Source organism: Candidatus Melainabacteria bacterium (genome assembly GCA_003963305.1).
Classification (GTDB): Bacteria; Cyanobacteriota; Vampirovibrionia; order Obscuribacterales; family Obscuribacteraceae; genus PALSA-1081.
The window spans coordinates 571,642-586,802 of the sequence record RXJR01000004.1 but is presented as its reverse complement, the minus strand read 5'-3'; the positions used below and the strand labels follow the sequence as shown (position 1 = coordinate 586,802).

At 50.3% G+C, this 15,161-nt stretch carries 15 protein-coding genes; 12 read left to right on the top strand and 3 right to left on the bottom strand.

The annotated features are described in order from the left end of the window. Positions 1-29 precede the first annotated feature (29 nt). Positions 30-1,313 (bottom strand): glycosyltransferase, encoded by a 1,284-nt coding sequence (locus EKK48_06765; GenBank protein ID RTL44946.1) that lies wholly within the window; start codon positions 1,311-1,313, stop codon positions 30-32. Between the two features lie 136 nt (positions 1,314-1,449). Here EKK48_06765 and EKK48_06760 point away from each other — a divergent pair, with 136 nt between their 5' ends. The 11 genes from EKK48_06760 to EKK48_06710 all read left to right on the top strand — a co-directional run bounded on the left by EKK48_06760 (position 1,450) and on the right by EKK48_06710 (position 11,328). Next, complete coding sequence (locus EKK48_06760; GenBank protein RTL44945.1) at positions 1,450-2,586, top strand: glycosyltransferase family 2 protein; 1,137 nt, start codon at positions 1,450-1,452, stop codon at positions 2,584-2,586. A 560-nt stretch (positions 2,587-3,146) separates the two neighbouring features. Next, complete coding sequence (locus EKK48_06755; GenBank protein RTL44944.1) at positions 3,147-3,371, top strand: hypothetical protein; 225 nt, start codon at positions 3,147-3,149, stop codon at positions 3,369-3,371. Between the two features lie 59 nt (positions 3,372-3,430). Continuing rightward, complete coding sequence (locus EKK48_06750) at positions 3,431-3,694, top strand: hypothetical protein (protein RTL44943.1); 264 nt, start codon at positions 3,431-3,433, stop codon at positions 3,692-3,694. 40 nt (positions 3,695-3,734) lie between these two features. After that, positions 3,735-4,292, top strand: a complete 558-nt coding sequence (locus tag EKK48_06745; GenBank protein RTL44942.1) for a pilus assembly protein — start codon at positions 3,735-3,737, stop codon at positions 4,290-4,292. 15 nt (positions 4,293-4,307) lie between these two features. Further along, positions 4,308-5,273 (top strand): Flp pilus assembly protein CpaB, encoded by a 966-nt coding sequence (gene cpaB / locus EKK48_06740; protein ID RTL44941.1) that lies wholly within the window; start codon positions 4,308-4,310, stop codon positions 5,271-5,273. Between the two features lie 10 nt (positions 5,274-5,283). Further along, entirely contained in the window at positions 5,284-6,630 is a 1,347-nt protein-coding gene (locus tag EKK48_06735; protein ID RTL44940.1) for a hypothetical protein, read from the top strand. Next, entirely contained in the window at positions 6,627-7,427 is an 801-nt protein-coding gene (locus EKK48_06730) for a hypothetical protein (protein ID RTL44939.1), read from the top strand. The genes EKK48_06735 and EKK48_06730 overlap by 4 nt, the downstream gene beginning before the upstream one ends. Before the next feature lie 308 nt (positions 7,428-7,735). Beyond that, the gene (locus EKK48_06725) at positions 7,736-8,947 is read left to right on the top strand and encodes a CpaF family protein (protein RTL45010.1); all 1,212 of its coding nucleotides are present in this window, start codon (positions 7,736-7,738) and stop codon (positions 8,945-8,947) included. Continuing rightward, positions 8,944-9,912: a hypothetical protein gene (locus EKK48_06720; protein RTL44938.1), complete on the top strand. Its 969-nt coding sequence runs from the start codon at positions 8,944-8,946 to the stop codon at positions 9,910-9,912. The genes EKK48_06725 and EKK48_06720 overlap by 4 nt, the downstream gene beginning before the upstream one ends. A gap of 3 nt (positions 9,913-9,915) precedes the next feature. Further along, on the top strand, positions 9,916-10,764 hold the full coding sequence (locus EKK48_06715; GenBank protein ID RTL44937.1) for a type II secretion system F family protein: 849 nt from the start codon (positions 9,916-9,918) through the stop codon (positions 10,762-10,764). Positions 10,765-10,770: 6 nt separating this feature from the next. Next, positions 10,771-11,328, top strand: coding sequence for a cytochrome c (locus tag EKK48_06710; protein RTL44936.1), 558 nt, complete (start codon positions 10,771-10,773; stop codon positions 11,326-11,328). Here EKK48_06710 and EKK48_06705 read toward each other — a convergent pair. Together EKK48_06705 and EKK48_06700 are read right to left on the bottom strand one after the other, a co-directional pair. Beyond that, positions 11,315-12,598: an MFS transporter gene (locus tag EKK48_06705; protein ID RTL44935.1), complete on the bottom strand. Its 1,284-nt coding sequence runs from the start codon at positions 12,596-12,598 to the stop codon at positions 11,315-11,317. The two genes, EKK48_06710 and EKK48_06705, sit on opposite strands and share 14 nt — an antisense overlap. A 1-nt stretch (position 12,599) precedes the next feature. Further along, entirely contained in the window at positions 12,600-13,709 is a 1,110-nt protein-coding gene (locus EKK48_06700; protein RTL44934.1) for a hypothetical protein, read from the bottom strand. Between the two features lie 474 nt (positions 13,710-14,183). Between EKK48_06700 and EKK48_06695 the strand changes: the two genes are divergently transcribed. Then, complete coding sequence (locus tag EKK48_06695) at positions 14,184-15,158, top strand: hypothetical protein (GenBank protein RTL44933.1); 975 nt, start codon at positions 14,184-14,186, stop codon at positions 15,156-15,158. Positions 15,159-15,161 lie beyond the last annotated feature (3 nt).

Genomic DNA, 15,161 nt, shown 5'->3' with positions numbered 1-15,161 from the left:
GGCCTATGCCTGCGCGTTCGATTCTTGCTTTATTTGAGAAGATCTTTGGAAAGTTCTTTGATGCGTTTGAGAACCAGTTCTTTTCCGCCTCTTGAGTAAACCGCATGTGCTCGCTCCAGCACCGACGGCATGGTCACTTTTTCAAATGCCGGTGTGTGGTAAGGCGCTGTGCAAAACTGACGCAGCGGTTGAGCCGATTTCGACCAGTGGAATTGCTGGGCGAGCTTGTGTGAATTTTTGGCGCACAGTTCTCGCAGATCGCGGTCGTCTGCTAATTTTTCAATCGCTGCCACCCATCCTTTCACGTCTTCGTAATCGATGGCTATACCGGCTTTGTTTGCGTCAATCATCTCGGCCAGTTGATCTCCGCCCGTCGTTAGAATCGGCAGTCCGGCCCAGAGATAATCGAGAATGCGTGTGCGGAAAGAGAATCTGGTTTCTATCAAGTCGTAGTGCGCTGATACGGCTGCATCCGCTTCCAGAAGGTAGTTGACTCGTTGTTCGTAGGGTATCCATTTGTCTGAGAAGAAGACGTTTTTATTCAAGACATCCAGCTCTTCAGCGAGCGCCTGGGCCTTGACTGCCATTTGCATAAGGGGAACTTTTGGATTGGGTGACTTTATGCCCATAAAGACCAGCTTGATGTCTTTGCGGTGGGCGCTTATTTCTTTCACTGCTCGAATCACAGTCAGCGGGTCGAACCAATCCCACACGCCGCCGCCCCAGAGCAACACGAAGTCTTTCGCTTCGATTTTTGGAAAATCGGCGCGCAATCCCTGGCCACTTTTTTCCGGCGACTTTTCAGATAGTCCGAAGGCTGCCACGTCAATGAGTTTTCGCAAAGAGGGATCGAACCGGTACATACCCGGATCAACTCGACCGAGTGCGCAAAATCTGCCAATCCAGTAGTCTCTTTGTCTCTCTGAAGCACAGAGAAAAAAGTCTGCAACGAGCATGTGCTTTTCCAGGACCTGATGCATGAGCCGGTAGCTGCTCGATGCGGTGACAGGGTCATCTTGATATTGAACGAGCAGTGAAAACAGATATGGGTCGTACAAGTCGACAATCAAATATTTGTTCAATCGAGCCAGGCGCGGATATTGCTTGAGCACGTTGGCTTGCACGAAGATAGTTTCGGCATTGTTTGCCAGTTCCATCAATTCGCTTCTGGAGGCGCCAACGATTACGTGAAACTTATCTGTTTCTGTTAGTTGAAATTTATGCTCGCCGCCGTATGGACTGAAGACAGTAATGTCGAACTCGTCATCCAGTTGTCGCGCCAGTTCGATCATTCGAATCGCAGGTCCGGCCATGCTCTTCGAAATCGGTTCCAGTGTGACGAATAATAGTTTGGCGGAAATAAAAGCCTCTCTGGCTCTCTCGTGCTGCAGAGTGTGAGCGTTTTGCTTTGGGGACTTTCTATTATATACGGCTCATTGAGCGTATCGAATTGGTCGTTACATTAGTAGGTTGTCGAGATTTACCGGTGCAGAATCTGTAAAATGTCTGCACGTCGTCATCAGTGAACATCCTGTGCCGCAATTTACACCAGAGTTAGTAAGTGTCGTCATTCCTAACTGGAATGGCAAAAAGTTTTTGGCAGGATGCCTTGACTCGCTGCTTGCACAGTCTTATCAGAACCTGGAAGTGATTATCGTCGATAACGGTTCCAAAGACGGTTCGGTGGACTTCTTGCGAGAAAACTACCCGCAAGTTCGACTGATTACTTTTGAAGTCAACACCGGTTTCAGCCCGGCCGTGAATCATGGCATCAGAGCTTCAAAGGGCGAGTTCGTGGCTCTTTTGAACAATGACACGATCGTCGATAAAAACTGGCTGTCTGAGCTTGTCAAAGCCATGCGCGAGCATCCAGAGATCGGCAGTGCCGGCTGTAAGATGTTGGCTTACGATGATCATAAACTGCTTGACGGTGCCGGTGATGGTTACAGACGAGGCGGCTTGCCTGGTCGAATCGGGCATCGGGAGAGAGATACAGGACGTTTTGACGAGCCGAGATACATACTGGGCGCCTGCGGTGGCGCTGCCATCTATCGCCAGGAATTGTTCGATGCGATTGGATACCTTGATGACGATTATTTTGCCTATCTTGAAGACGTCGATTTCGGTCTGAGAGCACAAAATGCAGGATTCAAGTGCTATTACGTGCCGTCTGCCATCGTCTATCACCTCGGCTGCGGTACTACAGGCAGTGGCTACAGCCCGCTCGTGGTTCGATTGTCTTCACAAAATAATTTGAATACTATTGTCAAAAACATTCCAGGGCCGTTGCTGTGGAAGTTCTTGCCCGAGATTTTGTACTGGCAGCTTTATTATCTTGCCGTTGTCACAGTGCGTGGCGCGCAGATTGTGCCCTGGCTGCATGGTGCGCTTAATGCTTGCAAGATGATGCCCAAGATGCTCAAGAAGCGTCAGGAAATCTTCAGCCAGCGCAAAGTATCGCTGCGCTATCTGGAAGAAATTATTGTCGAATCAGAGCGTGATCTGATGGCTTCTAAGCGCCGATTGAACCAACAGACGCTGGCGGCTCTGTCAGGTAAGGCTCTGGAGAGAGTGGGCGCCAAATAGCGCTGCGGAAATTTCTGCACATTGAACTTCTCAGGAGAACGATTTGCGAATCGAGACGCCTGAAGTGAGAATTGCCGGACGGCCGTCTGTGCGATGCTTTCGGCGCTCGAAAGAGCCCAAAAGATGATAATACTCGCAAGATCGGAAGTCCCTTATTGCGATTGTTATCATTGCTTTACAAAAGCCTCCGCCTGTGGATTCCAAGATGTATACCACTTGCATGTCCTCAGTAGGTCGCCAGGCTAACCTGCAGGGAGCGGCAAACAGGGATTTTTGGGGTGCTCTGATTTTATTAAGCAGACAATATTAGAAATGATTTTGGCGGGCTTGGAAAGCGCTCAATCCCTACCAGGGGCTTAGCTAGAAAGGCAGATTCCATATCGATACACTAATTTCGGTAAGCCATCGACAATTGACTTTGATTTTGCTGGTTATTATCCTTAGCGCATTCGGGAATTGAGAATAAATCGCAATAAGCGTTCGATTGTCTGATTCTCTTCTCAACTTCTGAATTCGTCCGGCAATTTATATCAAACTACTTATTAATGAGGGGAAAACTAATGACTCGCAAGCAAGGTCGCAAGCAATCAGGTCAGAGCATGGTCGAATACGCGCTCGGTCTGGGATGCATCACAGCACTGTGCATGGTGGCGCTCGGCTCACTGGGCGACATGTGCGGTGACATGATTAAGGGCATCGAACAGGCTATCAACTATGGGGGTCAGAAGTCTGGAAACTTCACACCTATGGTTAACAGATCTGCTACCCCCTGGAACATCAACTAATAATCTTGCTGGTGCGGCGCCGCATGACGGCGCCTGTTGCCGGCGGGATGGAGAAGAAAATGAATTCGAAGCGCCAAGCTAAGCATTCTAGAACGAAGAGAGTTGAAATCACGAAGAGAAGTCAGCGTGGACAGAGCATGGTTGAGTATGCTCTCGGTCTTGGCTGTGTTTCGGCGTTATGCATGGTAGCGCTTGGATCGCTCGGCTTCATCTGCGGAGACATGATCTACAACGTGCAGAACTCTATCAACTATGGCGGTACTACAACTCCTCAGCCCGGTCGCATGATCAATCCCAATGCCACACCGTGGGTGATCGAGTAGAGTCTGTCCCGAGATCACAAGTGAAACTGATAAGAAAGTGATGCATCCGAAAAGAGCAAGAAGATCTGAGTCCGGTCAAGCAATGGTTGAATTTGCTTTGTGCCTGCCGCTTCTGATGCTGTTCATCTTCGGAATCATTTACTTCGGACGTTCGTTTTATACAAAGCAAATAATTACTATGTCGGTGCAAGAAGGTGCACGCATGGCAAGCCGCATGCCCGACTTATCCAACTCCGCGAGTCGAGATTACTTGCGGGGTTTTACTGTTTCCGGTCAGGCGATCAATGTCAATTCTCCTGTCTACCAGGCGCTTGCAGCGGGACATCTGCTGTCGGGACCACAGGGTACATCAGGCGATCTGCCACCAGGCTCGACCGTGTCAATTTTGCCGTGGGATGACGGTTCGATCGCCATGCCTGCCGGTACTGTCGGCGTGAGAATTCAATATCCATTTGTTTTCATCGGTAGTCCATTCCCTGGTAATCCGGCCAAGCGCGGGCAGATGAATGTCTGGATGGGTCCAGATGGACCGCCCGTGCCGTTCCTCGACACCATCATTACCGAACAAGCTGTTGCCAATCAAGAAGTCGTTTATTAGTCAAGGAGAATCGACGTGCCACCAAGTTCAGCCCCAGACGTTCCAGCGCTTTTCAAGGACCGTGCGCAGTCCGGCAACTCGCGCAAGTCGATGAGTGCGGCTGCCATGCTGATGCTTGTGCTCATGGTTGTTCTCGTTGGAGTCGGCATCGCTAAGATGATGATGAACAGAACGCCGGCCAAAAAGCTGACCGTCACCGTTGTTGGTGCTGGTGTCGATTTACCGGCTGGTTCTCGCATCAACTTCGGCAGTCTGCATTATGTAGAAATTCCTGAGCGTTACGTAACTCCGGAGATGCTCACGAGCTCAGAACAGGCTGTCGGCAAAGTGACGAAATTCTTCATTCCTATGGGTGAACCAATTTCTTCCGACGAGTTGTTTGCGCAGAAAAACACGTTGTCATCGAATCTTGAAACTCATGAAGTGGCATTGAGTTTGAAACTCGATGATGAGGCCATGGTAGATCACAACATCGCCTGTGGTGACAATGTCGATGTGCTGGCGATCATGACCAAAGAAGGGAAACGTTTCACAAAGACTGTCTGTCAGGATGTGCGCGTTCTTCTGGCTAACTCCAAAGCTGCGCTCGAAAGTCGCAATTTGAAAAACAGCGATCAGAGTCGATTGACTTTAGCTGTCACTCCACAGCAAGCAGAGCTTATCACTGAAGCTGCAGAGGGCGGCAAGATACGTTTGAGTTTGCGCAGCAAACTGAGCCGTCGAGTCAGCCACCTCTCAGGTGTTGGAGAGAATGATTTGTTGCCGGCCAGCGCTCTGGCTCCCAAGCAAGAGGCATTGGCAGCCGTGAAGACACCAGGTTGGAATGCCGGCATGATTCCTGCTCCTCCACCTCTTCCTTCGGCGCCTGCGTTGGACGCTTCGGCTGCGCCAGTGTCCGCGCCTGCACCGCTCGATTGGGTGGTGGAAGTCTTTTCAGGCAACCACCGGGAGAACTACTCTGTGCCGCTCAGTACCAGGTAGCAGGACCTAAATGCGAAAGAGTTACAGGCAATCGCGACAACAACGAGGAGCAATTCTGCCCTTCGTTGTTTTCACTTTGCTTGTCTCTATTGCCTTTCTCGGATTGGCAGTGGACGTGATGCGTACTGCCCACGCGGCCTCAGCCATACAATATGCTTCGCAGGCATCAGCACTCTATTCATACCAGTATGCTTTCAATCCGAATGGCACGCTCAAATCAGGGCGATTTGAAGACAACGTATTGCAGGAACTTCTGGTTGCTGGTGGCGGTAATGGTGCGGCCTGGAACCTTGCTCCGGCTGGTCCAAGCGGTGTTTCTACGCAGACCCCTGTTGAATTCGACTCAAGTGACGTCACGGTTTTAAACAATCCCAATGATCCCGGTGATCGCTTCCTGCAGGTACGTGCCAGGCGAGACGGAAACAATGGCTTGACGATGTTTTTTCTGCCTGCAATTTTTGCCCTCAACGGTGCTCTGGGATTGCCAGTACCCCCAAATGTTCGTCAGGCAAACCCGTTTCGTACAACTGAAGTGATTTTGCAGCCGGCCAGTCGTATTGGTGCCGGTTTGTCAAAGGACATGTCTCCGATTCAGGCAGATTCTCGTTTGATCGGTACAGCGACTTTTCCTCTTGCAATCAGCAACAAGCAGTTTGCCATCGCCTCTCAACCGGGACAGACGATCACCTCCTACACTATCGATCTCGTCAGCTCGAAAGCACCGGGAATAGCTGCTGCCGATCATATTCAGGGCGCATTCGTCAACGTTTACAAAGCGGGCGGGCTGCAATACTACGGTGCTGGGCAGGGTAATGTCGCGCTTGGTCAACTTTACGGCACGCTCAGTTACTTTGCTAATGCCAGTGCTGCAAATGCGCTGCCGCCGGCCGTCCTGGAAAGAGGCAGTCAGCTGTTTGCTTTCGATCCAGCCGACCCAATTTATCAACAGCAGGCACTATCGCTTTTGATGCCACGAGTGAAGACTGTGCCGGTTGGTGTGAATGCATTCTATATTTTGCCTGTTTTAAGTGATAATCCAAACTTTGGTGGTGCCAACAAAGTAATTGGATTTGCACGTATGGCTCTGACTGCGGTCAATGTCGACGGCAACGGGGTTGTTCAGTCATTCAAAGCTGTAATTGGTGAGTCTGCCCCGATGGCCAATGCCACTGTCGGAACAGCACTAGCCACGGTGCCTTCGATCAGTGGAAGTGCTATTCCGGTTTTGCAGCCGACCGAGCAAGAGTTTGCACCAAGAAGTTTTGACGGAGCATCCAATTCAATTGCGGCGAGACCTCGCGGCGTTGTCATGGCTCCGGCTTTATCGCCAAGAGCCATTGTCGGGGGACCTTTATGAACATTCGCAGCCCGCTGCTTCGTGACAGCAAAAAAGTTCCCGGACTCAATTTGCAAAATGCCATCGTGGCTGTTCTTGGTAGCAAGGGCGGTGTCGGTGCGACCACTCTTGCCATCAATCTTGCCGCCGCACTATCGGAAAAAATCAGTGACGACGCCGTGACCCTGGTTGACGCCAATCTTCAGCAACCAGATGCGGCCTTGATGCTGGCTTGCGAGCCGGCTAACTCGATAGTAGAACTCTTTAAGCGCGCCGGTTCTCTGGAAGAGCAGACTATTGACGCCTGTCGTTGTCATTTGAGCAGCACCCCAAAGGTTAAGCTCGTCAGCCCGCCTCTGGACGGCAGCGCTGCATCGCAAAACAATCTTTCCGAACTGGTAAAAGTGTTGCCGCCTATTGCCAACGCTTCCAACGGTGTGGTGCTCGATGTGCCAAAAACTCTGGACCGATACCTCGTCACCCTGCTGGATAAGGCAACCGTCATCGTAGTTGTGTTGGAGCCGAACGTCGCTTCCATCGCTGCGACAAAGCGCTGGTTAGCGGCTTTTGAAGATCTCGGTTATCCGTCGGCGCGAGTACTGTTAGCGGCTAACAGACTGGGTGGTAAGTTCAAATTCGTTGAAGAGAAATTGTTCAGCAGTTTCAACGGATACGAAATAGTCAGTATTCCCAATGCATACTCTGTCAGTGAATCTTGCGCTATTGCCGGTGCACCGATTTTAAACAAATACCCGAAAGATAACTATTCAAAAGCAACGCGTGTCTTAGCCGATCGTGTTGTGGCCAGGCTGGGTTGACTTGTGAGCAGAAGATAGTCGGAGTGTAGATGTCGAAACTTAGAGAGCTACTTTTCAAAGAACCTGAAGTCACCGATGAGGTCGAGGTAAAGCCTGCAGCGGTTTCTGCACCTCAGGCGCCGGTCGCAAAAGTTCCTGCGCAGTCGGCACGCGAGCAGCAATCAACGACTTCTCTATCTTTGCGTGGAGGAGTGGTTGCTCAAAGTAAAACTCAGCGAGTTTCAATATCGGAGGCCGCTCAGTCTTATCAGCGTCTAAAAACAAGAATTCACAATCGTTTGATTGAAAATCTCGATGTCAACGCATTGATGCAATTGAACGGAAATGATGAACTGGAAGCTTCGATTGAGCGCACCGTGCACATTCTGCTCGACGAAGAGCGATTGCCCTTATCCAATACTGAGCGTCAAAACGTTGTGCGCGACGTTATGTATGAGACCCTTGGTTTAGGTCCACTGGAACCTCTTCTTGCCGATCCGAACATCAACGACATTCTCGTCAATGGCGCACAGAGTGTCTGGATAGATCAAAACGGCAAGCTCAAGGAAACCGATATTCACTTCAAAGACGACAACCACTTGCTGCATGTGATCAATCGTATTGTTTCGCGTGTCGGCAGGCGTGTCGACGAGTCATCGCCGATTGTCGATGCTCGCTTGCCTGATGGTTCGCGCGTCAACGCTATTATTGCGCCGTTGTCTATTGATGGACCGGTGCTTTCAATTCGCCGTTTCCGTCCGAATCCTTTCCAAATCGAAGATTTGATCGCTAAAAACACAATTTCCGCAAATATGGCTGAATTCTTGCAGAAGGCTGTACGAGCGCGTTTGAACATACTGGTTTCGGGTGGAACTTCTGCCGGTAAGACCACGCTTTTGAATGTCTTGTCGGGACACATCTCGGATGAGGAACGCATCGTAACTATTGAGGATACGGCGGAACTGCGCTTGCAGCAGCGCCACGTCATTCGCCTGGAATCCCGCCCTGCTAATATCGAGGGTCAGGGTTCCATAACTCAGCGCGAGCTTGTGAAGAACGCTTTGCGTATGCGACCGGACCGCATTGTTGTCGGTGAAGTGCGTGGCCCGGAAGCTCTGGACATGCTGCAGGCGATGAATACCGGTCACGAAGGTTCGCTCACTACTGTGCATGCTAATTCATCTCGCGATGCACTCAGTCGTTTGGAAACGCTGGTTCTACTTGGTGGAGTCGAGCTTTCTCAAAGAAGTATTAGAGAGCAAATCGGTTCAGCCTTCGATCTTGTAGTGCAGATCAAACGTCTGCTCGATGGCACTCGTCGCGTCGTCAGTATTACCGAAGTGACTGGTGTGCAAGAAGGCGTAATTAGTTTGCAGGATATATTCGAATTCGAGCAGACTGGCATCGATGCAGATGGAAAGGTCCTTGGCGCTCATCGGGCTTGTGGAATCAGACCTCTCGTTGAACACAAGTTTGCCGAGGCGGGAATCGAATTGCCTCTGGAAATATTTGCACCTCCGAAAACTGAGGAGGCCAAATGAACGAACTGACTATAGTTGCAATTATTTTGGCCGCGTCGGCTATTTTTGGTTTCATTTTGATCAAACATCTGCAGATGCGCAAGCAGAAGCAACTTCTGGCTGACCGTTTAGCGGGGTTCCTCGAACCGGCGACCAGTACTGCAGATGATGGCGCAAAGACTCTGTTGAAGACTGACAGGGCTTTCGGCGATGGACTGCTGTCGGCTTTCGGTTCCTTTTCTCTGGCAAAGAAGATCGAGAAACTGATTGCGCAATCGGGCGTGCAAATGTCTGGTGCTACATTTATCTTCGCTTCAGGCATGCTGCTGCTTCTGCCTATCAGCATTGCAATGATGTTTCAGTTGGATGTGCTTATTTCGGTGCTGGTCGGAGTGATACTGTCCGTACTGCCGCTCAGTTTCGTGCTGGCCAAACGTACTGCTCTGCGTAAGAAATTTACAGAGCAGTTGCCTGACGCCATCGATTTGATGATCTCCGTTTTGCGCAGCGGTCACAGCATTCCGCAGGCTGTTAAAACAGTGAGTGAAGAATTGCCGTCACCGTGCGGCACTGAATTCGCCGAAGTGATGCAACGCATGAATCTCGGTCAGCCACTTTCGGAAGCATTAGTCTACACCTGCGATAAGTTTCGCTCTTTCGAACTCGACTTGATGCGAAGAGCAATCGCCATTCAAGCCGAGGTTGGTGGCAGTTTAGCGGAACTGCTGGATAAGACTAACTCGACTCTCAGGCAACGGCTCAAATTGGTTCGACAAGTTGGGATTTTGACGACTCAGAGTCGGTTGACTGCGCTGGTAGTAGGTCTTTTGCCCATCTTTATGGCTGTGGGAATGCAGTTCCTCAATCCTAACTATTTGCAGCCGTTGGTTTCGACAAATCTGGGCCGAATGCTTTTGATTGTGGCGGTAGTGCTGCAGGTTTTTGGAATTTTTGTCATGAAGAAGATGTCTACGGTCAAGGTATAAAACATGTCAACCACAATGTTTTTTGATTATCCCGAATTCTTCCTGGCTGCCCTGGCTGGAGCGTTCTTCTTCCTGTTTAATAAGACGACGGGTGCAAGGTTTTTTCTGCCTGTTTTCATCACGGAGCCTGCCGTAACTATCTTGTCGGCGATGCCGGCCACGTATGTCACCTGGCTTATGCAGTGTCAGAATTGGGCGGGTTGGCGCTCGAATACTGCTTTCGGCGTGCTCGCCTCACTCAAGGTCTACGTTCCGATTTTGCTTCTCAGTTTGCTTATAGTGTTTTCGCCGTTTGTCGTTATCCCGATGATGATTGCGGCTTTCTTTATACCTGATGCAGTTACTGCCTTGACTGCAAAACGGCGTCAGCAGCAGATTCGTGAGTCACTGCCGCAAGCTCTCGATTTGATGGTGCTTTGCGTCGATGCGGGGCTCGGTCTGGACGCCACCTTGCAACGAATAGCAGCAGAAAAGTCTATTGTCGCAGTGGCGCTGAACGAAGAGTTGCAGACGCTCGGTCGGGATGTGTTGCTTGGAATGGAGCGCGAGCGTGCTTACCAGGAGCTGTATCGCAGAACCGGCGTCGATGAGCTGAAAGCGCTGGGCTCGTCGCTTAATCAGTCGGCCAAACTTGGCCTGGCGATTGCTAAAGTGTTACGTTCGCAGGCTGATTTCCAGCGCATGAAGTTGAGTCAGAAAGCCGAAGAGAAGGCTACTAAACTGCCTATTCTGATGGCATTCCCTCTCTGGTTTTGCATTATGCCTGCCTTGATGGTGGTATTGCTTGCCCCGTCTCTGATTACGTTTTTCGAAAACGCCCCTTCTTCTTTCGGCCGTCAACTCGTGAAATAGGCTGGCATGAAGGCATTGCTCAAAAACAACATCGGTGGTTTTTTGCTCGGCGGGTTGACCGCAGTATTGATTGCCTTTGGTATTGCATATGGTGTTATTGTTTCGGGCATAATCAATCCTTGTGCAGACGAGGCAATTCCCCCTATGGAGAGATGGGCGGCAAAAACTTCACTGCGAGCCTATCTCAAATCGAATACGCCAAAGACAACAAACCCGCTCAAGGCTAGTTCCAGTGAAGATCTAAAGGCGGGCGCAAAACTCTATGTGAATAATTGCGCTTTCTGTCACGGATACGCTAATGGCAGTACATCAAAAACTGCTCAGGGCTTGTATCGTAAGCCTCCCGTCATTGCTAAGGAAGACTGGTCTGAAGACGCCGATGGTCTGGTTTACTGGTTCATCGATAAGGGCGTTAAGTTGACCGGCATGCCTTCCTATGGCAAATCTTTGAGCGAGAAGGAGATCTGGCAGATAGTTCTCTTTATCAAAAACATGAAGAAGTTGCCCCCTGATGTTCAAGAGTACTGGCAGGAAGCTTCGCAGCATCCGCTTATTCAACAGTAGCGGTCTGTCGATTTCGGGAGCGGGATGCGCTTTCCAGTGGGATTTTTCTGAATGTGCAGTAAAGGCAGATGTCGTAAATAGTTTTACAAGTGCCTGCGATCACAAAGGGCATACCCGACAGTGCACACATCGTCGCCCAGCCGGAGAGCAATGGTGACAGCCCCTGAGCGATAGCTCGGCTTGCCGAGGTCATACCAGCTACTGCTGAACGATCATCGGGATGCACAAGTAACATCGTATACGCCTGGCGCGCCGGTATGTCCATAGACGAGAAGAGGCTCCGGCATAGGAGCAGTGCGCCAGCCAGTTGTGCCGTTGGCATGAGTGGCACAAAACACAACGCGATACTGCAGGGCAAGTGAGTGAAGACCATGGTTTTGAGCAATCCAATTCTGGTAGCGAGGAATGGCGCTGCCAGGAATGAGCCAGCCGCAAGGACGTTAGCCACACAGAAAATTATGCCGGTAAAGTCTGCTCCGACGTGATACCGCATATAGAACCAGTAGGCGATCAGAGATTGCACAACGAAGCCGCCGCCGAATGCATCCAACCCCTGTAAAAGCACGAGAGCGCCAGCTTTTTTGTCAGCCAGTACGGAGAGGAAGTTTATCTTCCCGGATTCAGCCTGTGCCTGGTCTTTGGTCGGGGACTGCGCTTGCAGCGAATTTTGAGGACGGTTGATTTCAGGCAGCATCGCATAAAGCGATGCCATGACAATGCTGCTTGCTATGTAGAGCATGAATATGATCCGGTACGCAGCGTCTTGATCGATTGCCGCGAATCGGGCAAAGCACAGACCAGCAAGCAGCGAGCCCAGAGCTGCACCAGCGAACCCGGTGAGGTTATACCAGGAGAATGCTCGGGTCAGCTTGTCGGCTGAAATCTCTCGGGCAATTATGGTCTGCTCTACCGCCGCAAACGGACCGCCTTCAAAGCCTGCCGGGCTGAAGATACCGCATACGGCCGCCAGTGCTATCAACCAGGGTTGTGAGGCGAAACCGAGGCATAATCCCGACAGCATCATCAGACCGCTACACCAGAGCAAAACCTTTCTCAGCCCCAGACGGTTTGCAAATAAGGAGACAAGCGTAGTGAAGAGTGCATCTTCGATGAGAGTAGCCGAAAATATTGCTCCCACCTGCACCGAAGTGAAATTATGTTTGGCCAGAAACAGTGCCAGGATGACCGACACGCTGCCGAAGCCAAAGGTGCGAAGCCCTTTAGCCAGGCAGACTAGAAGCAGTTCTTTATCAGAGGAGCTTATTCTCATTCTATGCCAGGCAGACCGTTTTATTGCTGTTGTTACCAGATTGGCAGCGGCTGTCGAAGTCAGTTAGTGTTCGTAAGGTCTGCTCGATAGAACCAGTCTTTCTAAATGTATCGGCAATGTCGTCGGCTGGAAGATGTTGCTTCTTTAGCCGATTCCAGAAGGTTTTTAGACTGCTGCTGTTCAAGGAAAATCGACGGGCTATCGTCTCGGCACTTTCGAGAATCTGAGCTGCCTTTTCCCGAACGCTTTCAGTTGCCAGTCCGTCGAAAGCAATTGCTTCCAGTTCCGATATGCGGTTTGAATCTGATTCCTCTCCGGTCAGTCCGTCATCGAGGAGGAGCGCTAATCCAATTAGAAACATGGCATGGTAATCGTTCAGATTGTTGCTCATTTCGAAGCCTTTGAATTCAAATCGCAGGCTTGGCTTTTCATGCACATAGAAGATTGGCGCCCATTTGCTTCTTTCAAAGGTGCGCACAGACTTGCCGATTCGCCCATCTACGCTCCATAGTGCGCCGTCGCGAATCGGAGAGGCAAGTGTCAGTGCTATCGCCGCTGGTGCATAATAGTTGACGCGCGCATTGATGCGTTCGATATTTACTTCTTCTTCCAGCTGGTTGGGCAGGCTTATGTTTATGTCTGGACCATAGGTGGTCGTTGCGGTGAGAGCCCACTGCCAGTAGTCGTGGCGTTTGTAATTGGCTGGAGCATCTATTCGTTGCTCAGTTGGATGGTATGAAATCATCGCCGCATTGAGTTTTGATTCAATCAATCTGGTCTTCAATCGTCTGTACAAATTATTGAGCGTCTCTGTGCTTTGCTCAAAAGAATCTGCCAGAGGCGTGCGAATTTCTACACCTTTTGGCAGAAGACTCAGCGGTTTCATCTGTGCATCAGTGAGTGTGTACCCTTCAATCAGATATGGCGAGATCAAGTTATGCAGCGGTTTTTTGTTAAAACCTTCGCGAGAACAGTCAGCTGTTGGGATACTGTCTACGAGTGCAAGCAGGGTCTGGAAATTTAAGCTGCGATAGCTCAGCGGTGTATAGGACTGATTATCGACAATCAGGAACTCAGCTTCGATACCGAATCCAAAATCGTTTGCTTGCATTTGAACACCGTTAGACTTTGAGTAGAGCTGCAAAACCCAGTCATTATGGGGCTCAACGCTGAAATAGTTGCGTTGCTTGAGTGGAGCTCTTCTATCGATAGTTTATTATAACGGCTTTAAAAAAGTAATGCTTGGCAACTGCGAATCCTCTTTATTTAAGCTTCTCTGCCGTTATTGATTGCCCAGAGATCTACAGCACCTGAAAGTGAATACGAACTGACAGCTGGGCACTGTATGTGGTGTCATACTCGACTGAGCGCCTATATCATTATGGGTAGATTCGACTTGTTAGTGAATGATGTTAGCGCATGGAAGAATATTCTATGTCTCCTGTACCTGCTTTAAGCATATGTCCGGAGCGTTCTCCAGGGGGGCGCCATCCGCCGGGAGCTTGGCGTTTTGGGAATTTTTCTGGCTTCCTGCTAATTTTGCCGAGTTCCGGGTTATCAGAACATACGCGATGAAGGTGAAACCATGAAGAGATGTGCCAAGCGACACTTGAACCACGGAATGTTGAGCGCCTTGATTGCCGTTATGAGCTTGCATGGCGTGGCAGTAGCCCACTCATCCAGCGTTTCTGGAACACCTACTTCGGCACAGTCGTCTATGCCGGGTCATTCGGCAAGCGTTTCCATTGCCGTCGATGCCGATGCTGAACCGGTACCAACTGCAGAGCAGATAAGAGAATGGAATAAACCTATTAAGGGCTGGCATCCAATCAGGCGTCTGATGCGTCCGGTCTGGAAGCTGAGAAGGAATGCCCTCCAAATCGAGAAGAAATTGGAAGAGATCCAGAACCCGGTTAATCAGATACAGCCTGCGCTCGTTAGCCTTGATGACAAGATCTCTGGCGTAAACGAGAACATGAATCAAATGGAAGATAAGTTGGCTGGTTTGAGCGGCAACATACCATCACTAACCAGCCACATCAGCGAAATTCAATCGCATATGGATCAGCTAGGACAGGGCGTCAAAGATGTTGGCATGGTGAGAAAAGAGCTGCGCGATGTTATACAGATGCGTCAGGAGATACGTCAGCTCGATAAGCAGATTGCTCAATTGAAGGAACCCTTGCAAGAGATACAATCGCCGGTTGCCAGCATCTCGACACCGATCAAGAGTATGAACAGTGAGCTGGTTAATCTCAACGATAATGTCGCTGTAACAAGTGGACAACTCAATCAAGTCGTCTCTGAAGTCACGGCGATGCGTGCCGAGATGAAGGAGATGAAGCTGGCAATGCAGCAATTGAAGCAGCCGGTCAATTCGATTTCATCGCCTGTGCTTGCCGTGCACAACGATTTGAAAGAGTTGAACGATGTGCTCTTAATGGCTGTTCGCACCGTTTTATTCGGCGCACTGGCTCTGCTTACGGGAATGGTGGCTCTGGCTCTCAAGTACCGAGAGCGACTGGTAAAGCTGGTCGCCCGCAACTCCTTCGGTGGTTAGTGG